Annotated in this window: 19 protein-coding genes and 2 riboswitches; of the genes, 12 read left to right on the forward strand and 7 right to left on the reverse strand. The window is 65.0% G+C overall.

The window, feature by feature from the left end; translation table 11 throughout:
- Positions 1–3,762 carry a cobaltochelatase subunit CobN gene (gene cobN, locus ACXHGZ_RS11260; RefSeq protein WP_480463881.1) on the reverse strand — a complete coding sequence of 1,254 codons (3,762 nt, stop codon included), beginning with the start codon at positions 3,760–3,762 and terminating at the stop codon, positions 1–3.
- 3 nt (positions 3,763–3,765) lie between these two features.
- Positions 3,766–4,833: a cobalamin biosynthesis protein CobW gene (cobW, locus tag ACXHGZ_RS11265; protein ID WP_480463883.1), complete on the reverse strand. Its 1,068-nt coding sequence runs from the start codon at positions 4,831–4,833 to the stop codon at positions 3,766–3,768.
- Between the two features lie 99 nt (positions 4,834–4,932).
- Positions 4,933–5,130: riboswitch (cobalamin riboswitch) on the reverse strand.
- A 141-nt stretch (positions 5,131–5,271) separates the two neighbouring features.
- Positions 5,272–5,492: riboswitch (cobalamin riboswitch) on the forward strand.
- Positions 5,493–5,587: 95 nt separating this feature from the next.
- On the opposite strand from cobW, the gene ACXHGZ_RS11270 reads away from it, so the two are divergent.
- The 7 genes from ACXHGZ_RS11270 to ACXHGZ_RS11300 all read left to right on the forward strand — a co-directional run bounded on the left by ACXHGZ_RS11270 (position 5,588) and on the right by ACXHGZ_RS11300 (position 12,121).
- Entirely contained in the window at positions 5,588–5,773 is a 186-nt protein-coding gene (locus ACXHGZ_RS11270; RefSeq protein WP_084858074.1) for a CbtB domain-containing protein, read from the forward strand.
- 10 nt (positions 5,774–5,783) lie between these two features.
- On the forward strand, positions 5,784–6,473 hold the full coding sequence (locus ACXHGZ_RS11275) for a CbtA family protein (RefSeq protein WP_480463884.1): 690 nt from the start codon (positions 5,784–5,786) through the stop codon (positions 6,471–6,473).
- Positions 6,474–6,490: 17 nt separating this feature from the next.
- Positions 6,491–6,883: a cobalamin biosynthesis protein gene (locus ACXHGZ_RS11280; RefSeq protein ID WP_480464039.1), complete on the forward strand. Its 393-nt coding sequence runs from the start codon at positions 6,491–6,493 to the stop codon at positions 6,881–6,883.
- A gap of 36 nt (positions 6,884–6,919) precedes the next feature.
- The gene (gene cobM / locus ACXHGZ_RS11285; protein ID WP_480463885.1) at positions 6,920–7,672 is read left to right on the forward strand and encodes a precorrin-4 C(11)-methyltransferase; all 753 of its coding nucleotides are present in this window, start codon (positions 6,920–6,922) and stop codon (positions 7,670–7,672) included.
- A 43-nt stretch (positions 7,673–7,715) separates the two neighbouring features.
- On the forward strand, positions 7,716–7,970 hold the full coding sequence (locus tag ACXHGZ_RS11290; protein ID WP_480463887.1) for a DUF1272 domain-containing protein: 255 nt from the start codon (positions 7,716–7,718) through the stop codon (positions 7,968–7,970).
- 210 nt (positions 7,971–8,180) lie between these two features.
- Positions 8,181–8,795 carry a response regulator gene (locus ACXHGZ_RS11295; protein ID WP_480463888.1) on the forward strand — a complete coding sequence of 205 codons (615 nt, stop codon included), beginning with the start codon at positions 8,181–8,183 and terminating at the stop codon, positions 8,793–8,795.
- An 11-nt stretch (positions 8,796–8,806) separates the two neighbouring features.
- Positions 8,807–12,121 (forward strand): transporter substrate-binding domain-containing protein, encoded by a 3,315-nt coding sequence (locus ACXHGZ_RS11300; protein ID WP_480464040.1) that lies wholly within the window; start codon positions 8,807–8,809, stop codon positions 12,119–12,121.
- A 19-nt stretch (positions 12,122–12,140) separates the two neighbouring features.
- Here the strand turns inward: ACXHGZ_RS11300 and gnuR are convergent, their stop codons facing one another.
- Positions 12,141–13,160 carry a transcriptional regulator GnuR gene (gnuR, locus tag ACXHGZ_RS11305; protein WP_480463890.1) on the reverse strand — a complete coding sequence of 340 codons (1,020 nt, stop codon included), beginning with the start codon at positions 13,158–13,160 and terminating at the stop codon, positions 12,141–12,143.
- A gap of 208 nt (positions 13,161–13,368) precedes the next feature.
- Between gnuR and ACXHGZ_RS11310 the strand changes: the two genes are divergently transcribed.
- The 3 genes from ACXHGZ_RS11310 to ACXHGZ_RS11320 all read left to right on the forward strand — a co-directional run bounded on the left by ACXHGZ_RS11310 (position 13,369) and on the right by ACXHGZ_RS11320 (position 15,755).
- The gene (locus ACXHGZ_RS11310; protein ID WP_480463892.1) at positions 13,369–13,908 is read left to right on the forward strand and encodes a gluconokinase; all 540 of its coding nucleotides are present in this window, start codon (positions 13,369–13,371) and stop codon (positions 13,906–13,908) included.
- 100 nt (positions 13,909–14,008) lie between these two features.
- Positions 14,009–15,361, forward strand: a complete 1,353-nt coding sequence (locus tag ACXHGZ_RS11315; protein WP_480463893.1) for a GntP family permease — start codon at positions 14,009–14,011, stop codon at positions 15,359–15,361.
- A 76-nt stretch (positions 15,362–15,437) separates the two neighbouring features.
- Positions 15,438–15,755, forward strand: coding sequence for a hypothetical protein (locus tag ACXHGZ_RS11320; protein WP_480463894.1), 318 nt, complete (start codon positions 15,438–15,440; stop codon positions 15,753–15,755).
- Between the two features lie 62 nt (positions 15,756–15,817).
- Here the strand turns inward: ACXHGZ_RS11320 and ACXHGZ_RS11325 are convergent, their stop codons facing one another.
- From ACXHGZ_RS11325 to ACXHGZ_RS11340, 4 genes are all read right to left on the reverse strand, one after another.
- Positions 15,818–17,242: a sigma-54-dependent transcriptional regulator gene (locus ACXHGZ_RS11325; RefSeq protein ID WP_480463895.1), complete on the reverse strand. Its 1,425-nt coding sequence runs from the start codon at positions 17,240–17,242 to the stop codon at positions 15,818–15,820.
- Positions 17,211–18,704: a sensor histidine kinase gene (locus ACXHGZ_RS11330; RefSeq protein WP_480463896.1), complete on the reverse strand. Its 1,494-nt coding sequence runs from the start codon at positions 18,702–18,704 to the stop codon at positions 17,211–17,213. Before ACXHGZ_RS11330 ends, ACXHGZ_RS11325 begins: the two co-directional genes overlap by 32 nt.
- A gap of 290 nt (positions 18,705–18,994) precedes the next feature.
- Complete coding sequence (locus ACXHGZ_RS11335; protein WP_480463898.1) at positions 18,995–20,449, reverse strand: sensor histidine kinase; 1,455 nt, start codon at positions 20,447–20,449, stop codon at positions 18,995–18,997.
- Between the two features lie 107 nt (positions 20,450–20,556).
- Complete coding sequence (locus ACXHGZ_RS11340; protein ID WP_324815473.1) at positions 20,557–21,165, reverse strand: lytic transglycosylase domain-containing protein; 609 nt, start codon at positions 21,163–21,165, stop codon at positions 20,557–20,559.
- Positions 21,166–21,348: 183 nt separating this feature from the next.
- Here ACXHGZ_RS11340 and gspG point away from each other — a divergent pair, with 183 nt between their 5' ends.
- Both gspG and ACXHGZ_RS11350 read left to right on the forward strand, forming a co-directional pair.
- Complete coding sequence (gene gspG, locus ACXHGZ_RS11345) at positions 21,349–21,774, forward strand: type II secretion system major pseudopilin GspG (protein WP_084858087.1); 426 nt, start codon at positions 21,349–21,351, stop codon at positions 21,772–21,774.
- Between the two features lie 11 nt (positions 21,775–21,785).
- Positions 21,786–22,976: a type II secretion system F family protein gene (locus tag ACXHGZ_RS11350; protein ID WP_480463901.1), complete on the forward strand. Its 1,191-nt coding sequence runs from the start codon at positions 21,786–21,788 to the stop codon at positions 22,974–22,976.
- The last annotated feature ends 59 nt before the right edge of the window (positions 22,977–23,035 follow it).

The following is a 23,035-nucleotide window of genomic DNA, read 5'->3' on the forward strand; positions in this document are numbered from 1 at the left end:
TCAGGCTTGTTCCTCGCCATCGAGCAATTGCTCTTCGAGCGCTTGGCGGTAGTCACCCGGCGTCTCCCACAAGCCGCGCTGCTGGGCTTCGAGCAAGCGCTCGGTGAGGTCGCGCAGGGCCTCGGGATTGTGCTGGCGCATGAAGTCACGGGTCGCGGGGTCGAGCACATAGGCATCGGCCAGGGACTGGTAATGGTGGTCGTCGATCAGGTGCGTGGTGGCGTCGAAGGCGAACAGGTTGTCGACCGTCGCCGCCAGCTCGAAAGCACCCTTGTAGCCGTGGCGCTTGGCACCGTCGATCCACTTGGGGTTCAGGACCCGGGCGCGGATCACCCGGTTCAGTTCTTCCTTGAGAGTCCGGATGCGTGGGCGGTCGGCCTGGCTGTGGTCGCCGTGGTAGCTGGCCAGCGTTCTGCCGGCCAGGGTTTCGGAGGCTGCGAGCATGCCGCCCTGGAACTGGTAGTAGTCGTTGGAATCGAGCAGGTCGTGCTCGTGATTGTCCTGGTTGTGCAGCACCGCTTGCACCTGGCCCAGGCGCCGGGCGAACGCGGCTCGGGCCGGGGTGCCTTCGTCAGCGCCGCCATAGGCGTAGCCGCCATGGTTGAGGTAGACCTCGGCCAAGTCGTCGCGGGTCTGCCAGAGCCGACCATCGATGGCGTTCTGCACACCGGCGCCATAGCTGCCGGGCTTGGCGCCGAAGACCCGCCAGCCGGCCTGGCGCGCGGCTTGCTCGGGCTGCAAGCCTTCGGCCAGCAACGCCTCGCGTTCGCGTCGCACGCGGGCGGCCAGGGGGTTGAGGTCCTCGGGCTCGTCCAAGGCTGCCACCGCCTGTACCGCGGCGTCGAACAGGCGGATCAGGTTGCCGAAGGCATCGCGGAAAAAGCCCGATACGCGCAGGGTCACGTCGACCCGTGGGCGGTCGAGGAGGCTAAGGGGCAGGATCTCGAAATCGTCGACCCGCTGGCTGCCGGTGGCCCACACCGGGCGCACGCCCATCAAGGCCATGGCTTGGGCGATGTCGTCGCCTCCGGTGCGCATGGTCGCGGTGCCCCACACCGACAGGCCGAGCTGCCGCAAATGGTCACCATGATCCTGCAGATGGCGCTCGAGAATCAGGTTGGCCGAGGCGAAGCCCAGGCGCCAGGCAGTGGTCGTGGGCAAGTTGCGTACGTCCACGGTATAGAAGTTGCGGCCCGTGGGCAGCACGTCCAGGCGGCCACGACTGGGCGCGCCGCTCGGGCCTGCCGGAACGAAGCGCCCGCTCAGGGCCGCCAGCAGGCCGTCGATTTCCGCTGCACCACAGCCATCCAGGGTCGGCGCCAGCGTGTCGACCAACGTTTGGAGGACTGTCGCGACCGGTTGCCAGGCGGGCTCGCCGGGCAATTGCAGGTGCCCCGCCAAGGCCTGCTCGATCAGCAACAGCGCCAGGAGCTCGAGGCGTTCGCGGGTATCGCCGCAAGTGCGCCAGATCGCGTCGTCGAGCGCCAGCAAATGTTGCGGGCGCGGCCCATGCCACGGTTGGCCGAGGTCACAGTCCAGCGGGTCGAAGCCCAGGGCCATGGCTTTGGCCAGGGCGCGGACAAGGCTGGCGTTGGCGCCTTTGCCATCGCCGCGCTCGACACGCAGCAGCGCCAGCAAGGTGTCGCGGCGCAAACGCCCTTGCGGCGACTGCCCGAACACATGCAGGCCATCGCGGATCTGTGACTCCTTGAGGTCGCACAGGTAGGTATCCAACCGTGGCAGCCACAGTGAAGCATCGTCCAATTGCCCCTCGAGCTGAAGTTCGCGGTCGATATGGTTGGCCTTGAGCAGTTCGAGAATATCGCGCTGCAGTTCGCGGGCCCGACGCGGGTCGAGCAGTTGCGCATCGTAGTATTCGTCGGCCAGGCGCTCCAGGTGGCGCAGCGGGCCGTAGGTTTCGGCACGGGTCAGCGGCGGCATGAGGTGGTCGATGATCACCGCCTGGGTTCGGCGCTTGGCCTGGGCACCCTCGCCCGGGTCGTTGACGATGAACGGATAGATATTCGGCAGCGGGCCGAGCAATGCGTCCGGCCAGCACTCGGCCGACAACCCGACGCCCTTGCCGGGTAGCCATTCGAGGTTGCCGTGCTTGCCGACATGAACCACGGCGTCGGCGGCATAGCCGTTGCGCAGCCAGAAATGGAACGCCAGGTAGCCATGCGGCGGCACCAGGTCCGGGTCGTGGTAGACCGCGCTGGGGTCCGCCTGATAGCCCCGGGCGGGCTGGATGCCGACAAAGGTCAGGCCATAGCGCAGGCCGGCGATCATCATCCGGCCGCTGCGGAACATCGGGTCCTGCTCCGGCGGCCCCCAACGCTCCAGCACGGCCTGCTGGTTGGCCTGTGGCAGCGAGGCGAAGGCCTGCTGGTAGTCGGCCATGCTCAGGCTCTGGGCACAGGGGCGCTGGTCGAGGTGGTCCAGGTCGTTGGTCACACCGCCCAGCAATTGGTGGATCAACGCAGTGCCGCTCGGCGGCAGGCCCTCTACCGGGTAGCCCTGCCCCTGCAGGGCCAGGAGGATATTCAGCGCGGCGCCTGGGGTATCCAGGCCAACGCCGTTGCCGATGCGCCCGTCGCGGGTCGGGTAATTGGCCAGCACCAGGGCCACACGCTTCTGCGCGTTGGGCAGGCGCGCCAGCGTCACCCAGCGACGTGCCAGTTCGGCGATGAAGTCCATGCGCTCGGGGTGGGCGCGGTAGCAGACCACGTCCGACTGGCTGCGCTCGCTGCGCCAGGCCAGGTCCTTGAAGCTGACCGGCCGAGTGATGATACGCCCATCCAGCTCCGGCAAGACGATGTGCATGGCCAAGTCACGAGCGCCCAGGCCCTGTTCGCTGGCCTCCCAGGCCGGCTGGTTGTCCTGGGCGCAGATCGCCTGGAGCACCGGGATGTCGCGCCGCAGCGGGCGCAGGTTGGGCTGCTCCGGGCTGGACAGGGCAAAACCGGTGGTATTGATCACCACTTCGGCGCCGGCCTCGTCCAGCCAGGCCTCGACCTGCGCGAGGCAGGCGGCCTCCTTGAGGCTGGCCACGGCGATCGGCAGCGGGTTGAGCCCTGCGGCCTGCAGGCGCTGGCAGAACACATCGACGAACGAGGTGTTGGCCGCCTGCAGGTGCGATCGATAGAACAGCACCGGCGCTACAGGTTGGTCGGGGTGCCATTGGGCGTACCAATCCTGGAGGGTCGCGCTGGGCTTGCTGGGGTGGTACACGCTGGTACGCGGCAAGGGTTGCGGTTCTTCCCAGGCGTAGTCGCGCTCCAGCCACAGGCTGGCCAGGCAGTTGAACAGGTTCAGGGCATTGGCCTTGCCACCCTGGCGCAGGTAATGCCACAGGCGTTCGGCCTGTGCACCGGTCACCGTGCCCAGGCCGGTCAGTTCAGGGTCCGGGCGGTCGTCCCCAGGCACCAGGATCAGCTGGACGCCACGGGCGGCCAGGGCCACCAGCTGCTCGACACCATAGCGCCAATAGCCGACCCCACCGTGCAACGACACCAGAATCACCTTCGCATGGCGCAGCACCTGGTCCACATAAAGGTCGACCGAGGCGTGGTTCTGCACCTGCATGGGGTTGGCCAGGCGCAGGCTGGGGAAGCCCTCCGGCAGCTGCTCGGCGGTTTCGGCGAGCAGCGCCAGGTGCGAGTCACCGCTGCAGAGAATCACCAGTTCGGCCGGCGTCTGGCCGAGGTCGGCGATGCTGTCGTCCGGCACGAAGCCGCCGGGCTGGGTCCGCAGCAGGTGCATGGGTCAGGCGCCCAGGGCTTGGCGCAGGCGCGCTTCCAGCTGCGCGGCGTCCAGGTCCTGGCCGATCAGCACCAGGCGCGTGATGCGCGGCTCTTCGGCGCGCCAGGCACGGTCGAAGTGCTTGTCGAAGCGGGTGCCGACGCCCTGGATCAGCAAGCGCATGGGCTTGCCGGGGATGGCGGCGAAGCCCTTGGCGCGCAGGATGCCGAACTCCACCACCAGTTGGGTCAGGGCGTCGAGCAGCAGGCTCTCGTCCGCCTCCGGCAGGTCGATGGAAATGGAGTCGAAGGCATCGTGGTCGTGATCGTCATGGTCATCGCCGTCGTGATGGGCATCATGGTGGGTACGGCGACCGTCGATGTGCGCCTCGGCTTCGGCCCCTACACCAAGCAGCACCTCAAGCGGCAGGCGGCCGCTGCTGGCCTCGATGACCTTGACCGCCGGCGGCAGCTCCTCCAGCACCTCGGCACGGACCTTGGCCAGGCCTGTAGCATCGATCAGGTCAGCCTTGTTGAGCACCACCAGGTCGGCGCTGGCCAACTGGTCGGCGAACAGCTCGTGCAGAGGCGACTCATGGTCCAGGTTGGGGTCGAGCTTGCGCTGGGCATCCACCTGGTCGGGATAGGCCGCGAAGGTACCGGCGGCCACCGCCGGGCTGTCGACCACGGTGATCACTGCGTCGACGGTGCAGGCGTTGCGGATTTCCGGCCACTGGAAGGCCTGTACCAGTGGCTTGGGCAAGGCCAGGCCGCTGGTTTCGATGAGAATGTGGTCCAGGTCAGCGCGGCGTGCCACCAGTTCACGCATGACCGGGAAGAACTCTTCCTGCACGGTGCAGCACAGGCAACCGTTGGCCAGTTCGTAGACACGGCCACTGGCTTCCTCCTCGGTGCAACCGATGCTGCATTGCTTGAGGATTTCGCCATCGATGCCCAGTTCGCCGAACTCGTTGACGATGACCGCGATGCGCCGGCCCTGGGCGTTGTCGAGCATGTGCCGAAGCAGGGTGGTCTTGCCCGAGCCGAGGAAGCCGGTGACGATGGTGACGGGGAGCTTGGCCAGTGTTTTCATGTCGCGATGCCCTTGGCAGGATGGCGCGGGCATGCAGGACGAAAGCCTCGGGCTTGTCGGCCGGGCTCGTTCGCCACCGGATCACCCCGCCCGGTTGAAAGTCGAAAACGTCACGAGGCAGGTCTCCTGGCTTGCACCGTACCGGCCGTAGCCGGTGGAGCGACGCCTTCCCACGCGGAGCGCAGTGGCTGTGTCGATCCTGTTCAGTGCCTACAGTTGCGGGGGCAGCCGCGGCTTGGACCGCGTTCCCGTCTTAGCTGCGGCCGACGCCGCAGAACCTCGAAGCGGCAAGGCTACGCAGTGGTGGGTAGGCGGTCAACCATCAGCGCAGTATTCCCTCCATCTCCATAGAGAACGGATTTTGTGGGAGCGGGTTTACCCGCACCCACAGGAGATGCTCCTACGGCACCAATTGACGGAGCATCGGCCGCATGCTTTGCTTGCACCTTGCGTTCAGGTGCCCCCTCGGGGGGTGAAACGGGAAACCGGTGCGTCGCAGGCCCCAAGGGGCCGGGCAAGGCCGGTGCTGCCCCCGCAACGGTAAGCGAGTGCGCGTCTTGACCACTGTGCCGCGTCGTATGGCATGGGAAGGTGACGCTGTCCAGGGAGCCTGCCTCCTCCTCGCCAGCCCGGAGACCGGCCTGACGACGAATGAACACCCCGCGGTGGGCGGGTGCTGTCGTGTGCCTTGGGCAAGCTCTGCCCAGGCGTGACGCCCGTGCCCGTCGCCCATAAAAAAGCAGAGGAACGCGTCATGTCCGTCACCAGCGCCAAACACAGCATCGCCACTCCCGTCAGCCTCAGCCAGCGCGTGCTCCTCGCCATCGGCGCCAGCCTGCTAGGCCTGTGCCTGGTCTACTTCGCCGGCTTCTCGCACATCGAGGCCGTGCACAACGCCGCCCACGATACCCGCCACAGCGCCGCCTTCCCTTGCCACTGAGTACGCCTGCATGATCAAGCGCATTGCCCGAACCGCCGGCTTCAGCGGGCTGCTCGCTGCCCTGTTGCTGACCTTGTTGCAGAGTCTCTGGGTCACGCCGCTGATTCTCCAGGCGGAAACCTACGAGAACAACGCCCCGAGCGCCGAGCACCACGCGCATGACGATGGCGTGGCCGCCCACACCCACGACGCCGAAGCCTGGGCCCCTGAAGACGGCTGGCAACGCCTAGTGTCCACGACCGGTGGCAACCTGGTGGTGGCCGTCGGCTTCGCCCTGGTCCTTGCTGCGCTGTACAGCCTGCGCGAGCCCCGCACGTTGAGCACCGGTGCGCTATGGGGGCTGGCCGGCTTTGCGGTGTTCTGCCTGGCGCCGACCCTCGGGCTGCCCCCGGAACTGCCAGGCACTGTCGCGGCCGACCTGGGCCAACGTCAGGCCTGGTGGGCCAGCACAGCGGCTGCCACCGCCGCAGGCCTGGCACTGGCGGTGTTCGCTCGGCACTGGCTGTTCAAGACGCTCGGCGTGGCCTTGCTGGCGATTCCCCACCTGGTCGGCGCCCCACAACCAACCGTCCATGAGAGCCTGGCCCCCGAGGCCCTGGAAGCCCAATTCAAGCTTGCCTCCTGGTTGACCAACGCGGCCTTCTGGCTCGCCCTCGGCCTGCTCAGCGCCTGGCTTTATCGTCGTTCCAGCCAGGCCTGATGACTCGCCCTCCCCTGTTGCCGGCGTTCTACGCCGGCTTTGGGTGCCGCAGAGGATGCCCGGCCGACCACCTCGAGCGGCTCCTGCGTGACACACTGGCTGCCCATGGCCTGCAACTGGCGCAATTGCGCGGCATCACCAGCATCGACCTCAAGGCCGAAGAAGCCGGGTTGCAGGCACTGGCCAGCCGCCTCGGGCTCGCCCTGACGCTGTTTCCGTCCGTACAATTGCATACCTTCGAACCATTGCTCAGCCATCGCTCGGCCGCCGCATTCAACCACAGCGGCTGCTGGGGGGTCGCCGAAAGTGCAGCATTGGCGTTGGCCGCACAAAAACAAGGGACGCCCCGGTTGCTGGTGCCACGCCAAGTAGGCGACCGGGCTACCGTTGCCTTGGCGTGCAGCCGATAATCGCCGCTTTCTATTGCCCTACTGCAAGGATTTTCCATGACGGTCTTCTTCATCGGTGCCGGCCCCGGCGATCCGGAACTGATCACGATCAAGGGCCAGCGCCTGATCCGTCAGTGCCCGGTGATCATCTATGCCGGCTCCCTGGTGCCCGCAGCCGTCCTGCAGGGCCATAATGCCCATACGGTGATCAACAGCGCCGAACTGCACCTCGACCAGATCATCGCAGCCATGCGCAACGCCCATGAACAAGGCCATGATGTCGCCCGCGTGCACAGTGGCGATCCGAGCCTGTACGGGGCGATCGGCGAGCAGATCCGCCACCTGCGCGAGCTGGGTATCGACTACCAGGTGATCCCGGGCGTCACGGCCACTGCCGCCAGCGCAGCCTTGCTCGGCTGCGAGCTGACCTTGCCGCAAGTGGCGCAGACAGTGATCCTCACCCGCTACGGGGACAGCTCGCCCATGCCCGCGGGCGAGCAGTTGGCCGACCTGGCCCGGCACCGCAGCACCCTGGCGATCCACCTGGGCGTCAAGCACCTTGAGCGCATCGTCGCCGAGCTGTTGCCCCACTACGGCCCGGATTGCCCGGCTGCCGTGGTGCACCGCGCCACCTGGCCGGACCAGGACTGGGTGCGAGGGACCTTGCAGGATATCGTCGCGCTCACGGCAGCCAAAGGCTTCCGGCGCACGGCATTGATCCTGGTGGGTCATGTACTGGGCGACACCCCATTCGCCGAGTCGGCCTTGTACCGGGCCGGGCACGCTCACCTCTATCGCCCCTTGGGTTGAAGCCCAAGATCATTCCTACAAAAAACACAATGAGGTTACACAGATGCTCGAACTGCGCCCCAACTGCGAATGCTGCGACATCGACCTGCCAGGCGACAGCCCGGACGCAAGGATCTGCTCGTTCGAATGCACCTTTTGCCGGGCCTGCGACGAGGAGCATTTCCAGGGACGTTGCCCGAATTGTGGTGGTCAGCTGGTCCCCCGGCCAACACGAGTCGGAACCGCCCTGCTGGACAACCCGGCCTCAGGCCAGCGCGTCATCAAGCCCCATAGCCGATGCACCCAGGCCGGCGGATAGGGACCGCGGGTTGACGATGACCGGCCGACTTGTATCATTGCCATACCGCTTGTAGGACTTTTCAACAAATACGCTTCGTTTATTCAACGCCCCTACGCTTCCTATTACTATGCCACCCGAATAAACGTATCTTGCGCGCTCCGCGCAGGTCCCAGAGGGTATTCCTGCGGGATTTCAGGAAACGGACCACATTCCTACAGGAGTTATCCAATGACAGCCGTTCTGATGGTTGACGACCATCCAACCGTTCGACTCGCGGTACGCATGTTGCTCGAACGCGAACGTTTTCGCGTCATCGGTGAATCAGGAGACGGTATCGATGCCGTGCAGAAAGCACGCTCACTTCGCCCCGACGTGGTGATCCTCGACATCGGCCTACCGGGCCTCGACGGCATGGAAGTGATCAAGCGGCTGCAATTGCTTGAGCCTGCACCGAAGATCATGGTGCTCACCGGCCAACCTGCCGACCTTTATGTACGTCGCTGCCTGGATGCCGGGATTGCCGCCTTCGTCAACAAGGATGAAGACCTCGATGCCCTGGTGTTCGCCTTGAAGGCGCTGGTCAAGGGTTACTCGACCTTTCCACAGATGTCGGTCAACAGCAGTTCGCTGGAGAGCGAGTGCGAACGTCTAGGGAGCCTTTCGAATCGCGAAATGGAAGTGCTGCGTCGCCTCAGCCGAGGGGAGAACAACAAATTCATCGGCGAATGCATGAACCTCAGCGCCAAGACCATCAGCACCTACCGGGGCCGGATCATGGACAAGCTCAAGACCGAGTCGCTGGTCGAGATGGTTGACTTGGCCAAGCGCAACCAGGTCGCTTGAGCGCACTCTCTATGAGGAGGGCGCTGGGCGTTCTTCTATTGGGCTTATGCCTGGTAGCCACCTCGCCTGCGGCAAGCGCGGACAGCGAGGCCCGCCACTTACTGGCCCGGTCCCTGAGCGTCGCACCGCCCTTGCCGATGGACCCGGTCGATCGGCAATGGCTGGAGCGGCGCAAGACCCTGGTGCTCGGGAGTTCGAAGCCGGACTACCCACCGTTCGAGATCAACACCAGCCTCACCGATTACGAAGGAATCAGCGCCGACTATGCCGGCCTGATCGCCGAACAGTTGGGTGTGGCGATCGAAGTCCGACGCTTCCCCGATCGCCAGGCAGCCATCGAGGCACTCCGCGCAGGCAGCATCGACCTGCTGGGCAGCTCGAACGCGTTCGAGGCCGCCGATGCCCAATTGGTGCTCAGCCAACCTTATGCCGATGACCTGCCAGTGATCGTCAGCCGGCAAGACCGGATGCTCGCCCGGCACGCCAAGGACCTGGCCGGCTTGCGCTTGGCGATGGTCGATCACTACCTGCCGGAATCCGAGGTCCGCAAGCAATATCCCCAGGCGCAGCTACGCCTGTATCGCTCGACCCTGGCAGGGCTCTCCGCCGTGGCGCTGGGCGAGGTGGATGCCTACCTGGGCGATGCCATCAGCACCGACTACCTGGTTGGCAAGAGTCTGCAGGGCCTGGTGAAGATCGACCATTTCAGCCCGCTGGCGACGGATGTCTTCGCCTTTGCCCTGGCTCGCGACAACCCTCGCCTACAGCGACTGGTCGATAGCGCCCTCGCCAGAATCAGTGACAGTGAACGGCTGGACATATTGCGCCGCTGGAGCACCGGCAACACCAGCCTGCTACTGAAGAACCACACCGGGGCCCTGACCGCCGAAGAGCAGGACTGGATCAAGCAAACCCCGAAAATCCGCGTACTGGTAAACAGTTCGCTCGCCCCCCTGACCTTCAATGACGCCGCGCATCACCCCAGCGGTATCACGATCGACCTGCTCAAGCAGATCCGCCTGTTGACCGGCCTGCGCTTCGAAATCGTCGAACGCGACTCGATCCAGGAAATGGTCGACCAGGTGGCCGAGGGTAAAGCCGAGATGATCGGCGCCCTGGGCTATGGCCCCGAGCGGGCGGCACGCCTGCGCTATACCCGTCCTTACCTGGTGAGCCCAAGGGTCCTGGTCACCCGCAGCGATGCTTACTGGGCCGGCGCCCCCACCGCCTTGGACGGGCGACGGGTCGCTCTGCTGCGCGGCGCCCCACAGCGAGAGACGCTGCGGCAGAAATACCCTCGTGCACGCCTGGTCGAGGTGGACACTCACCTGGAGCTGATGGAAGCAGTGGCCAATGGCGAGGCGGATGTCGCGCTCAGTTCGCACATCAATGCCAGCTATTACATCGCCCATGTGTTCAAGAACACCTTGCGCATCGCCGGCCTGCAGAGTGACGAACCGGCGGTGGCGGCCTTCGCGGTGGCGCCCAACCAGCCACTGTTGCAATCGATCCTGAACAAGACACTGTTGAGCATACCGCCCGAGGAGCTGGATCAGGTGGTCAATCGCTGGCGCACCACCACCGTGGTCAGCGACAGCCCGTGGCGCAACTACCGCAACCTGGTCTTGCAAGTCGTCGCGCTGGCCGTCCTGCTGCTGGCCGGCGTGGTGTTCTGGAACACCTACCTGCGCAAGCTCATTCACCAGCGCACCGAGGCCGAACGTGCCCTGCAGGCCCAGCTGGCCCTGAGCCGGAGCTTGCTGGAGCAATTGCGCCAAGCCAAGGACGAAGCCGAGCAGGCCAGCCAGGCCAAGAGCACCTTCCTGGCGATCATGAGCCACGAAATCCGCACGCCCATGAATGCCGTGATCGGCCTGCTCGAGCTCGCGCTGGAAGACAGCCGTCACGGCCGCAGCGACACACAGGCGCTACAAACCGCACACGGCTCGGCGGTAGGCCTGCTTGAGTTGATCGGCGACATCCTCGACATTTCGCGCATCGAGTCCGGCCACCTGACCCTGCAACCGGCGCCCACGGACCTGGTCGAGCTGGTCCGCTCGACCTTGCGTGTGTTCGAAGGCAATGCCCGCATCAAAGGCCTGCTTCTGGACGCCGAACTGCCCCAGGCTCCGGCCTGGCTGCAAGCCGACCCGGTGCGCCTTAAGCAGATTCTCTCCAACCTAATCAGCAATGCCATCAAGTTCACCGACCACGGCAGCGTGAAGGTCAGCCTGAGGCTTGCTCCGGATGCGCCCGGGGCACCAGTTCGCGTTGCGTTGGCCGTACAGGACACGGGTATCGGCATAAGCCCTGAGAACCAGGCGAGGCTATTCAATACCTTCGCCCAGGTAAACGGGCCCCAGGCCCGCCAGGGCGCAGGCTTGGGGCTGGTGATCAGCCGCACCCTGGCCGAGCTCATGGGCGGCCAGTTGCACCTGCAAAGCGTGGAAGGCATGGGCACCCGGATCGAAGTGGAGCTTTCCCTGCCGCCTGCCACGCCACTGCCCCGGCAAGAACACCCCGAAGCCCCCCCATCACAGGCGAGCAGGCCATTGAATATCCTGGTGGTCGACGACTATCCGGCCAACCTCCTGCTGCTGGACAAGCAGTTGGCGACCCTGGGGCATCGGGTCACCCTGGCCGAACACGGTGCGGCAGCCTTGGCGCTATGGGAAGCCGGCAGCTTCGATGTGGTGTTGACCGACTGCAGCATGCCCGTGATGGATGGCCATGAGCTGACCCGGCGGATCCGCGCCCTGGAACGTGAGCGCAATTTACCGCCTTGCCGGATGCTTGGCATCACGGCCAATGCCCAGGCCGAGGAAAAGGCCCGGTGCCTGGCCAGCGGGATGGACGATTGCCTGTTCAAGCCCATCGGTCTGCAAGCACTCAAGGCCCACCTGCCCCAGGCGCGACCGCAGCCGTTGCCGACCTCCGGACCGCCAGCGCCTGAGGAACCCAGCCCGGTCGACGTCCCGGCCACTGGCTTCAACCTCAATGAGCTGCGTCACCTGACCCAGGATGACGAGACACTCATTCGTCGCCTGCTGGACCAGCTTGCCCATAGCGCCAGCGAAGACCTCACCGCGCTGCGGGCTCTGGGCGACACGCCCGAAGACGAAGCGACCCGCGCCCTGGCTCACCGTATCAAAGGAGGGGCCAAGATGCTCAAGGTACGTGGCGTGGTAGGCGATTGCGAAGCGGTCGAGCACGCCATCGCCCAGGGCCAGCCAAGCGGGGCCGCGTTGCACCGCCTGGAAGCCAGCCTGGAAATCCTGCTGCGCGAGTTGCGGGAAAGTCTCGACAGGCTCGATACGTCGGCTTGACCCCTCGGCCTGCCGAACCTCAGGTGCTTTCGCGAACCATCAGCTCGAACCCCAGGTCCTGCTGCTCGGTCGCCACCCGCTTGCCATCGAGCAGGGCCAGCAACGCCTGGGCCGCACCACGGCCGACAGCGGCCCTCGGCGTGCGGATCGAGGTCAGGCGCGGCACCATGTGTGCCGAAGCCGGCAGGTCGTTGAAGCCAACCATCGCCACCTGATGCGGCACCTGAATCCCTTGGCGCAACGCCTGCAGCACCGCGCCCTGGGCGAGGTCGTCGTTACAGAAGAAGATGCCATCCACGTCCGGCGACTGCACAAGCAAACGGCTGAACAACTCGCTGCCAAGGGCGATGGACGAAGGCTGCGGCGCCAGCAGCTCCAGCTCCGGTGCGTGCAGGCCGGCTTCGGCCAGGGCCTGGCGAAAGCCCTCGGCGCGCTGCATCACCCGCGGGTCGAGCTGGGCGGCGATGAACGCCAGGCGCCGCCGGCCTCGATCGATCAAGTGGCGTGCCGCTGCACGCCCGGCCTGCTGCTGGGAGAACCCCACCGACAGCTGGCCCGCCTCGCCGCCCAGCTCCATCATGTGCACGCAGGGCACCCCGCTGGCCATCAGCATCTGCCGCGCGGCGTCGCTGCGCTCGAAGCCGGTGAGCAACATGCCGCAGGGCTGGTAGGCCAAGTAATTGCGGATAAGGTTTTCTTCTTCGGCAGTGTCGTAGTGATAGTTGCCGATCAGCACTTCCAGCCCGCGCGGGCGCATCACCTCGTGGATCGCTTCGAGGGTATCGATGAACAGCTGGTTGGACAGCGATGGGATCAGCACCACCACCGATTGGCTGCGCGCCGACGCCAGCGCCCGCGCAGCCGGGTTGGCCACATAGCCAAGGCTGGCAGCGGCGACCATGACTTTCTCGACCAGCTCCGGGGCGACGGTACTGATGCCGCGCAAGGCGCGCGAGGCGGTGATGGGGGAAACACCGGAGAGCCTGGCGACTTCTGCCAGAGTGGGGCGACCGGTGGTACGCGAGCCTGTGCGGGACATGGGAGTTGTAATTTTACTACTTGCCAGAAAGGGGAACGGCCACTAAGGTAGCGCTGTCTCAGGACACAGGCAACGTAAAACTTTAGCGGCTATGTGCCCAGCGTCCATACTGCGTGAAGACAAGACCAATAACACCCGGGAGGGTGGCGCTTGCAACCTCGTTTCGTCGTCAGCGAGACAGCGCTATCTTACCCCGCAGGAGGTACTGATGAACTCTCCCCTGTCTGCAATAGTGGTGATGGGTGTGGCTGGCTGCGGCAAGAGCTGCATCGGTTCGGCCATTGCCAGCACCAGCGGCGGTCGCCTGATCGAAGGCGATGCCTTTCACCCTGCCGAGAACATTCGCAAGATGAGCGCCGGCATTCCCCTGGACGACGATGACCGTGCCGGTTGGCTGGTGCGCCTGGGCCAGGAACTGCAAGCCACGCTCCAGGCCGGCGAACGCCCCATCCTCACCTGCTCTGCGCTCAAGCGCCGCTATCGCGAAACCCTACGTCAGGCCGTGCCGGGTCTTGGTTTCGTATTCCTGGAGCTGACCCCGGCCGAAGCCGAGAAACGCGTGCTCGCCCGGCCTGGCCACTTCATGCCGGCCAGCCTGATCGACAGCCAGTTCGCCGCCCTCGAGCCGCCCCATGGCGAACCGCTGACCCTGACGCTGGACGCCACCCAGCCGATCGAGACCATGGCCCAGGCCGTAGATACCTGGCTAAAGCCCTGCGGTGACCGGAGACTGGCGCGAACTGCCTGATGCCGGCGGTTTTTCCGGCTCACCAAAGACAGCGCTGTCTCGACACCTGAGCGTGTCGAACGTTTCGCCAAAACAACGATAAGATCGAGGCACTTCAACCATGTTCGGACTGGCTACTGATACCTTCCTGCTGCTCGACGCCCTGGTGACCATCGTCGGGCTCATCCTGCTGATTACCCATTTCAAGGTCCACCCCTTCGTCGCCCTGACCCTGGCCGCGGGTTTTCTCGGCCTGACCTCCGGCATGCCGGTGGCCAAGGTCATGAAGTCATTCCAGGACGGCTTCGGCGGCGTGCTTGGCTTCGTCGGCATCGTGCTGGCGCTGGGCACCATGCTCGGCAAGCTGATGGCCGATTCCGGCGGCGCCGACCAGATCGCCCAGACCCTGATCCGCGCCTTCGGCAAGCAGAAGGTGCACTGGGCCATGATGTTCGCCGCCTTCCTGGTGGGGATCCCGCTGTTCTTCGAGATCGGCTTCGTGCTGCTCATCCCGCTGGTGTTCATCGTCGCACGCCGCTCCGGGGTATCCCTGGTGAAGATCGGCATCCCGCTGCTGGCCGGCCTTTCCGTGGTCCATGGCCTGGTACCGCCGCACCCGGGCCCGCTGTTGGCGATCGGTATTTTCCATGCCGATATCGGCAAGACCATCTTCTACGGCCTGCTGGTCGCGCTGCCGACCGCCGTGATCGCCGGCCCGCTGTTCGGTAATTTCATCTCCCGCTACATCCCGGGCAACCCGTCCCAGGAGCTGATGGACCAGATCGCCCGCGAAACCCACCAGCAGAACCTGCCAAGCTTCGGCATCACCCTGCTCACCGTGCTGTTGCCGGTGGCGCTGATGTTGCTCAAGACCTTTGCCGACGTGGTGCTGCCGGCCGAACACATCGTGCGCCAGTGGATGGACCTGATCGGCCACCCGATCACCGCCCTGCTCGCCGCCCTGCTGCTGGCGTTCTACACCTTCGGCTCTGCCCGCGGCTTCTCCCGCCAGCAGATCATGAAGATGCTCGACCAGAGCCTGGCGCCCACCGCCGCCATCGTACTGATCGTTGGTGCCGGCGGCGGCTTCAAGCAGATGCTGGTGGACACCGGTGTCGGCAACGTGATCGGGCAGATGGCGGTACAGGCCGAGATCTCGCCGATCCTCCTGGCGTGGCTGGTGGCGGCGGTGATCCGTATCGCCACCGGTTCGGCCACCGTGGCGACCATCACCGGCGCCGGCATCGTCGCCCCAGTGGTGGACTTGGTTCCCGGGGTGAACCGCGAACTGCTGGTGCTCGCCACCGGTGCGGGGTCGCTGATCCTGTCCCACGTCAACGACGCGGGTTTCTGGCTGGTCAAGCAGTACTTCAACATGACCGTGGCCGAAACGTTCAAGACCTGGAGCATGATGGAAACCATCCTTTCGGTGGTGGGCATCATCTTCATCATGCTGCTTTCGACGGTGGTCTGACCGTTCATCGTGGTGGTGGCACCTTGCGGCAGGCCTGTAGCCCAACCCGGTACAGGTCATTTGCAAGGAGCCCCCCATGAAACTGCACCGTACCTGCCTGCTCGCCGCCCTGCTGGCCTCTCCCCTGGCCCTGGCGGCGGGTACCGGGCCGACCCACCCGGACGACCCGCACAACCCCGCGCCCCAGCCCGGCGCCGACAGCACGCTCAACCCGATCGAAAAACCCATGCCGCGCGACACCGACCCGCGGATCCAGGGCAATGACCCGGACAGCCCGCCCGCCGAACAGAACGACAATCGCGACCTGCCCGGGATGGATGGTGGCGGATCGGAAGGGATGCGCGGGCATGGCGATGGCAGCGGGACGCGCGGCGGCGATAGCGGCCAGCCCTGAGGCGTGCGCACGGAACAACGCAAAACTACTGGTTTTGCGGCGCCTATATCACGAGCCAAGCCTCACCACTGACGCTTGTCGGGCCGGGTCAACCCCAGCTTCTCGATCCGATAACGCAGCATGTCCCGCGATAACCCCAGCAGGCGCGCCGACTTGGTGACGTTCCAATCGGTCCGATCCAGGGTCTTGCACACCAGGTCGCGCTCCATGTCCGGCAGGCTGGTGCCAGGCTCCGGCTCCTGACGCGGCAGCTCGAATGCTGTGGGCATCGGCTGGGCCATGGGTTCATCGACAAGCGTCATGCACAGGTTCAGCTGGTGGGCGGCGATCACGTCGCTGGGCGCCAGCAGCACGGTTTGCTCGAGCATGTTGCGCAGCTCGCGCACGTTGCCCGGCCAGCTGTAGGCGAGCATCAAGGCCTCGGCCTCAGCGCTGAAGCGCAGGTTGGGCTTGCCATAGCGGCGGCCGTGATGGGCCAGGAAGTGCCGGGCCAGCAGCAGGATATCCTGCCCTCGGGCATACAGCCGCGGCACCTTCAGGGCAATGATGCGCAAGCGGAAGAACAGGTCGCGACGGAACTTGCCCTGCTGCACCATCTGTTCGAGGTTGCAGTTGGTGGCACTGATCACCCGTAGGTCGACCTTGCGCTCCTTCACCGCACCAATGCGCCGAATGCTGCGGTCTTCGAGAAGCTTGAGCAATTTGGCCTGAAGCACCAGGTCCATCTCGCCGATCTCATCGAGGAACAACGTACCACCGTCGGCCGCCTCGACCAGGCCCACCCGGCGTTCCTTGGCGTCGGTGAACGCGCCTTTTTCATGGCCGAACAGTTCGGCCTCCAGGAGGTTGGCCGGGATCGAAGCGCAGTTGAACTCAATGAACGGGCCCTTGCTGCGCGCGCCATCGAAATGCAGCGCACGGGCTACCAGTTCCTTGCCAGTGCCTGTCTCGCCTTCGACCAGCACCGGCGGCAGGTCGTCGCTGGCCATGCGCCGCTCGGCATCGAGCAACTGGCGCAAGGTGTGCTTGAGGCTCTGCATCACCGGCGACTCGCCGATCAAAGCCTGCAACCCGGATTTCTGCGCCTCGCGCTCCTGGTAGAACGACAAGGTACGCTCCATCCGCTCGGCGGCCAACGCCTTGTCCAGCATCAGCTTGAGCTCAGCGAGCACCACCGGCTTGGTCAAGTAGTGGAAGGCGCCCTCCTTCATCGCCAGCACGGCATCTTCCACGTTGCCGTAGCCGGTCATCATGATCACTTTCAGATCCGGCGCCTGGGCCACCAGATTGCGCAGCAAGTCGTGGCCGCTCATGCCCGGCAATGAGTTGTCGGTCAACACTGCGTCGGGCAGGCCCTGCCGAATCTGCTCCAATGCCTGCTCGGCGCTATGGCAGACCGTGACCTCGAAGCCCTTCAGGCCCAGGTATGTACGTATGTTGTCAGCGAGGATCTCGTCATCCTCGACCACCAGAATGCTGGGCCCCATGGTCCCCTCCCGCTGCGATATTGAAGACAAGGCTGACGCGGGTTCCTTCCTCTTCGCGGCTGCTCAAGCTGACCGAGCCGCCAAAGCGTTCCATGATGCGCTTGACCAGGGCCAGGCCAACACCGAGGCCGCCCTGCTTGGTGGTGAAGAACGGCTTGAAGACCATCCGCTCCTGTTGCTGGCTCATGCCTTTGCCGGTATCGCTGAGCACCAGCTTCACCTGCTGCCCCTCCAGGTTGCTGACCTCGGCGCACAACAGGCCGCCCTTGGGCATGGCCTCCAGGGCATTGGCGAACAGGCTGTTGAGGATCTGGGTCAACTGCAACGGCTGGCTGGCCACCCAAAGCTGGGTAGGCCCTTCGAAGCTGAACTGCACGCCGTTGCGTTCGATCTGCTGCAGGAACGCCAGCCGGGTGTCATCGATCGCCGCTACCAGGTCCACCGCCTCGGGCTCGTCGCTGGTCGGGCGCAACGACACCAGCAGGTCACGCACCCAGCGCGACATGCGGTCGACCTGGCTGATGATGTCGGCGATGTTCTTGCGTGCCGGCTCGCTGGCGATTTCCTGGGCCAGTTCGGCACTGGAGCGGATATTGGCCAGCGGGTTGCGCAGGCTGTGAGCCACCGCCGAGGACATCTCGCCAAGGGCGACATAGGTCTCGCTGGCCACCAGGCGGTCTTGCTGGTGGTGGAGCATGCCGGCGGCGCGGCGTACGATCCAGAACAGGCCAAAATAGACCAGCGCCCCGCCCAGCAAGGTCGACACCCAGATCAGCACGTAGCCGCGCTGGATACGCCGGACCAGGTCCTGGGGCTCTTTGTAGATCTCGACCATCGACAACACCTGCTCGCCCTGGCTGTCGAACAACGGGATGTAGTTCTCGATGAACAGGTACTGCGGCTCACGCTGGAACTTCTGCTCCTCGCGGTCCTCGTCGGCCTTGTGGTAGCTGGCCGACACCGGCTTGCGCGAATGGAAGGCGTGGTCCAGGTCGTCGTCCTCGGCGATGCGCTTGCCTAGCAATTCCGGGTTGGTCGACCAGACGATCGTGCGGTCGTGGGCATAGACATTGGCCAGCAACGTGTCAGGCAGGTGCTCGACATGGTCGAGGAATTCCACCCGGGTCGACTTGACCAGGGCCGGCGCGATCTGCAAGTGCTGCTCGTCCAGCCGCGGGTCGAGCAACTCGCCCATGGTGGTGCCGGGCGGCAATTGCGAATGACGGACCTCGGCCTGGGCCATGGCCTGGATGAACTGGGCAGTGAGCATCGCGTCGCGCTCGACGCTGTCGCGCACCACGAAGCGGGTGGAGAAGTAACCCAGCCCACCGGCCACGGCGGCGATCACCAGCAGACTGATCACCGAAAACCAGCGTAGCAAGTTGAATTCACGCAGCGGCGCGGCCAGCCCGCTCGAGCCAGGCGACGTCTTGTCGGGAACATCATGATCCAGCGTCTGCATGGGTGGGGTTCCCGCTCTGAGATCTCATCGAAGGAAGCAAGGCGTCGTTACCGCCTGTAGCAAGGTGATAGCACTTTGCCTGCTGCGCTGCCGCCGCCGTCTGTCGTCAAAGGGCGCAGCAAGAAACCGGCCAATCCGTTCTGAAAATTAAATATCAAAATAAAACAGTAAGTTACGAAACATTTATAACCTTGAATCGAGATCAAGGACCCACAATTGGGGTATTCTTCACCCAAAAACAAAAATACCTTACAAAACAATTTGTTATAAAAACTATATGCTGCGTTGCTTTAACTCTTGATCAGCCGAAAGCTCAAGGAAACGCTCGTACCCACGCCTTCCCGGCTGCTTAGCCGGACCGAGCCACCGAAGCGCTCCATGATCCGCTTGACCAACACCAGCCCAACCCCAAGCCCACCTTGCTTGGTGGTGAAGAAGGGCCGAAAGGCCATGCGCTGCTGCTGTTCGCTCATACCTCTGCCGGTGTCCGAAAGCCGCAAGGTCAAGCTGCGACGGTCCTGGCGCACCACCTCCACTCGCAACTGGCCACCCTGCTCCATTGACTCCAGGGCATTGGCGATCAAGCTGTTGAAGATCTGCCCCAGCAACACCGGATGCCCTAGCACCTGGTGTGGCGGCAAGGGCTTGAGATCCAGGCTCACACCACTGCGCCCCAGCGGCACGGCGAAGGCCTGCAAGCTATCCTGCAGCGTTTGCGACAGGTCCACCGGGACCGCATCGTCATTGAGCGGGCGCAGCGATTGCAGCAGTTGGCGCACCCACTGGGACATTCGATCGACCTGGCTGATGATGTCGTTGATGTTCTTCTGCGCCGGCCCTTCGTCGAACGCCTGGGCCAGTTCGGCGCTTGAACGGATGCTGGCCAGCGGGTTGCGCAGGCTGTGGGCGACCGCCGAGGACATCTCACCCAGCGCCACGAAGGTCTCGTTGCTGATCAGCCGCTTCTGCTGCACCGCCATCACTCGGGCGGCACGCCGCATGATGCCGTACAGGCCCAGGTAGACCAGGCTCGCCCCGATGGCGATGGCCAGCCAGATCAACAGCAGGCCGTGTTCGATGCGCACGATCAGGTCATGGGGCTCCTTGTAGATCTCGACCATGGCCGCGACCCGCTGGCCGTCGGCGTCGAACAGCGGAATATAGTTCTCGATGAACAGCTGCTTGGGTGGGGTCACGAATTTCTGCTCGCTGCGCGCATCGTCGAAATCGTGGTAGCTGGCCGACACCTGCATCTTGTATTCGAAGGCACGCTCAAGGTCGTCGTCGGACTCGATCATCTTGCCGATCAATGCCGGGTTGCTCGACCAGATCACCGTACGGTCGGGCGCGTAGATATTGGCCAGCAGCACATCCGGCAAGTGGGCGATATGGTCAAGGAACTCGCCACGGGCGCGGCGCCGTGCATCCGGGTCGACATCGGGCATGGCCAGGTCCATGCGCGAATCGAGCAGGTCGCCCATGGTGCGCACATTGGGGATGGACACGTGGCGCACTTCGGCGTCGGCGATGGCTTGGATGAACTGCGCAGAGAGCAGCGCATCGCGTTCGACGCTCTCGTTGATGATGAAACGGCTGGAAATCAGGCCCAGACCCACGGCCACCGAGACGATGATCGCCAGGCTGACCCAGGCATACCAGCGCAACAGGTCGAACGGCTTATGGGCCGTACCGCCATCACCACCTGCGGGCACTTCGAGTGTGTCGGAACGTGGGGCGAGGTCCATGACGGACTCCAACGGCTGGGGCACCTTCTGAAGGTTATAGCCCAGAGTTGGGGGTTCGCCCGCTGCTCACCGAACAGGTTCCTGGCAAAACGCCACACGCTCCGGCTTCACCACCCGCTGTAGAGCGGCGCATCTTCGGCCAGCCCCTGCAAGCGGCGGTAGTCACGCAGTACATTGGGCACGTACTTCTGCGTCTCGGCGAACGGCGGCACCACCCGCCCCCGGCTGAGCACAGCTTCCGGGCCGGCATTGTAGGCGGCCACGGCCAGCGTTATGTCGTTGTCGAACAACGTGAGCATGCGCTTGAGGTAGCGTGCACCGCCTTGCAGGTTGGCTGCGGGGTCGAGCACATCCTTGACGCCCATTTCCTTCGCCGTGCCGGGCATCAGTTGCATGAGCCCAGCCGCGCCCTGGGGCGAGCGTGCCTTGGGGTTGTAGCCGGATTCGGCCTTGATCAGCGCATGCAGCAGCGCTTGCGGCACGCCATGGGTACGCGCGGCGGCGGCCACCAGGTCAGCGTAGGGGCGCCCGGTGATCAGTTGCGCATCGACCGGCCCGGCGTGGGCTTGGGGCTCGCTGATGACCCTTTCATAGTGCCGCCCTGGCCGATGCACGTTGGACAGCACATAGCCGCCCTTGGCATCGATGGCGATGTACATGTCGGCCTGGGCGGCACCTGCCGCCAACCAGACCAGTCCCAGGATGATTCCACGCATGTCGGCTGCCTCCCCGTCGTGGCCCCCGATGTGGGGGAAATGCCCCGGAAAACCCAGGGTTTCCAGCTGGAACGCAAGCACTGTGCCGCTTGCCATGGCCCATGGCGCAAGGCCCCGAGCCAGACGTGCACGGCTGTTGCATGGCGAAGGCGAACCTGCCCGAACGCACTGGAGGGTTTCACCATGCAGCGCAGATCCATCACCCAACGCGGCTTCACCCTGCTCGAACTGTTGGTGGTCCTGGTGGTACTCGGCCTTCTGGCCGGCATCGTCGCACCCAAGTACTTCAGCCAGCTCGGCCGCTCGGAGGCCAAGGTCGCCCGAGCGCAGATCGAAGGCCTGGGCAAGGCACTGGACCTGTACCGCCTGGAGGTCGGCCACTACCCCAGCAGCGAGCAGGGCCTGCAGGCATTGGTAACTGCACCGAGCGGCGAACAACGCTGGTCGGGCCCCTACTTGCAGAAGGCCGTGCCTCAGGACCCCTGGGGGCGCCCCTATATCTACCGCCAACCCGGTGAAAACGGCGGCGAATACGACCTGCTCTCGATGGGCAAGGACGGCCAGCCCGGCGGAGACGGAGAAAATGCCGAAATCACCAGTTGGCAATGAGGAGAGCCGCCATGCGCTACAGCCTCAAGGCCCTGGGCCCGCAGGGCATCGTCCAATTGCAGGTCGAGGCCGAGGATGCCGGCCAGGCGCGGCGTCACGCCGAGGCACAGGGCCTACGGGTGGTCAGCCTGCGCAGCCAGGGCGGCAGCTTGCACTCGCTGCCTTGGCGCCGCACGGCACGTTTCGACCTGGTGTTGTTCAGCCAGGAACTGGGCACCTTGCTCAGTGCCGGCCTGCCATTGATCGAAGCCTTGGAGAGCCTGGCCGAGAAGACCCCTACCCCTTCGGCGCGCCAGGTCCTGGAAGCCTTGGTACGCCAGCTCTACGAGGGCCACTCGCTGTCCCAGGCCCTCGGCCAGCAGGCGAAGATATTCCCCGCCCTGTATGTAGCATTGGTGCAATCGAGCGAACGCACCGGCGCGCTGGGCGATGCGCTGGCACGCTATATCGGTTACCGACAACGCCTGGACCTGGTTCGGCAGAAGCTGGTCGGTGCCTCGGTCTATCCGTTGCTGCTGTTGCTGGTGGGCGGCGGCGTGGTGCTGTTCCTGCTCGGCTACGTGGTGCCTCGCTTCAGCTTGGTATTCGAGGGCATGGGCAACGAGCTGCCTTGGCTGTCGCGGGTCTTGATGCAGGTCGGTCTGTTCCTGCATGCGCAGCAGTTGCCCCTGGCATCGGCGGCACTGGGTGGCCTTTGCGCCTTGGCGCTGCTGCGGCGCCACCCTGCCGTGCGCCGCTGGGCCAGCCGCCAGTTGCGGCGCCTGCCGGCCTTGCACCAGCGCCTGGTGATGTATGAGCTTGCCCGCTTCTATCGCTCGCTGGGCATTCTCTTGCAGGGCGGCATCCCTATCCTCACCGCCATGGGCATGGCCCGAGGCCTGCTCGGCAGCGCCGCTGCGCAAGGCCTGGAACAGGCCTGCCGACGTGTGGGCGAAGGCCTGCCGCTGTCCGATGCGCTGGAGGCGGGGCAGCTGGTGACGCCGGTATCGCTACGTCTGCTGCGGGCGGGCGAGCGCTCAGGCAACCTGGGCGAGATGCTCGAGCGCTGCGCCGACTTCCATGACCAGGAGATCGGCCGCTGGGTGGAATGGTTCGTGCGCCTGTTCGAGCCGTTGCTGATGACCTTCATCGGGCTGCTGATCGGCCTGATCGTGATCCTCATGTACATGCCGATCTTCGAGCTGGCTTCAAGTATTCATTGAAACCCACGCCGGCCCTGAAGGACCGGGGGCGCCCGGTTTGCGGCCGCTGCGCGACCGAT

It is taken from the genome of Pseudomonas shiyinii, assembly GCF_056725765.1.

Excerpts from the sequence above, each read along its gene's own strand:
- ACXHGZ_RS11275 (WP_480463884.1), top strand. The coding sequence starts at position 5,784 with ATGATCAAGCGCATTGCCCGAACCGCCGGCTTCAGCGGGCTGCTCGCT.
- ACXHGZ_RS11310 (WP_480463892.1), top strand. The coding sequence starts at position 13,369 with ATGAACTCTCCCCTGTCTGCAATAGTGGTGATGGGTGTGGCTGGCTGC.
- ACXHGZ_RS11300 (WP_480464040.1), top strand. The coding sequence starts at position 8,807 with ATGAGGAGGGCGCTGGGCGTTCTTCTATTGGGCTTATGCCTGGTAGCC.
- cobN (WP_480463881.1), bottom strand. The coding sequence starts at position 3,762 with ATGCACCTGCTGCGGACCCAGCCCGGCGGCTTCGTGCCGGACGACAGC.
- ACXHGZ_RS11330 (WP_480463896.1), bottom strand. The coding sequence starts at position 18,704 with ATGCAGACGCTGGATCATGATGTTCCCGACAAGACGTCGCCTGGCTCG.
- cobW (WP_480463883.1), bottom strand. The coding sequence starts at position 4,833 with ATGAAAACACTGGCCAAGCTCCCCGTCACCATCGTCACCGGCTTCCTC.
- ACXHGZ_RS11350 (WP_480463901.1), top strand. The coding sequence starts at position 21,786 with ATGCGCTACAGCCTCAAGGCCCTGGGCCCGCAGGGCATCGTCCAATTG.
- cobM (WP_480463885.1), top strand. The coding sequence starts at position 6,920 with ATGACGGTCTTCTTCATCGGTGCCGGCCCCGGCGATCCGGAACTGATC.
- ACXHGZ_RS11335 (WP_480463898.1), bottom strand. The coding sequence starts at position 20,449 with ATGGACCTCGCCCCACGTTCCGACACACTCGAAGTGCCCGCAGGTGGT.
- gspG (WP_084858087.1), top strand. The coding sequence starts at position 21,349 with ATGCAGCGCAGATCCATCACCCAACGCGGCTTCACCCTGCTCGAACTG.
- ACXHGZ_RS11325 (WP_480463895.1), bottom strand. The coding sequence starts at position 17,242 with ATGGGGCCCAGCATTCTGGTGGTCGAGGATGACGAGATCCTCGCTGAC.
- ACXHGZ_RS11320 (WP_480463894.1), top strand. The coding sequence starts at position 15,438 with ATGAAACTGCACCGTACCTGCCTGCTCGCCGCCCTGCTGGCCTCTCCC.
- ACXHGZ_RS11270 (WP_084858074.1), top strand. The coding sequence starts at position 5,588 with ATGTCCGTCACCAGCGCCAAACACAGCATCGCCACTCCCGTCAGCCTC.
- gnuR (WP_480463890.1), bottom strand. The coding sequence starts at position 13,160 with ATGTCCCGCACAGGCTCGCGTACCACCGGTCGCCCCACTCTGGCAGAA.
- ACXHGZ_RS11290 (WP_480463887.1), top strand. The coding sequence starts at position 7,716 with ATGCTCGAACTGCGCCCCAACTGCGAATGCTGCGACATCGACCTGCCA.
- ACXHGZ_RS11340 (WP_324815473.1), bottom strand. The coding sequence starts at position 21,165 with ATGCGTGGAATCATCCTGGGACTGGTCTGGTTGGCGGCAGGTGCCGCC.
- ACXHGZ_RS11295 (WP_480463888.1), top strand. The coding sequence starts at position 8,181 with ATGACAGCCGTTCTGATGGTTGACGACCATCCAACCGTTCGACTCGCG.
- ACXHGZ_RS11315 (WP_480463893.1), top strand. The coding sequence starts at position 14,009 with ATGTTCGGACTGGCTACTGATACCTTCCTGCTGCTCGACGCCCTGGTG.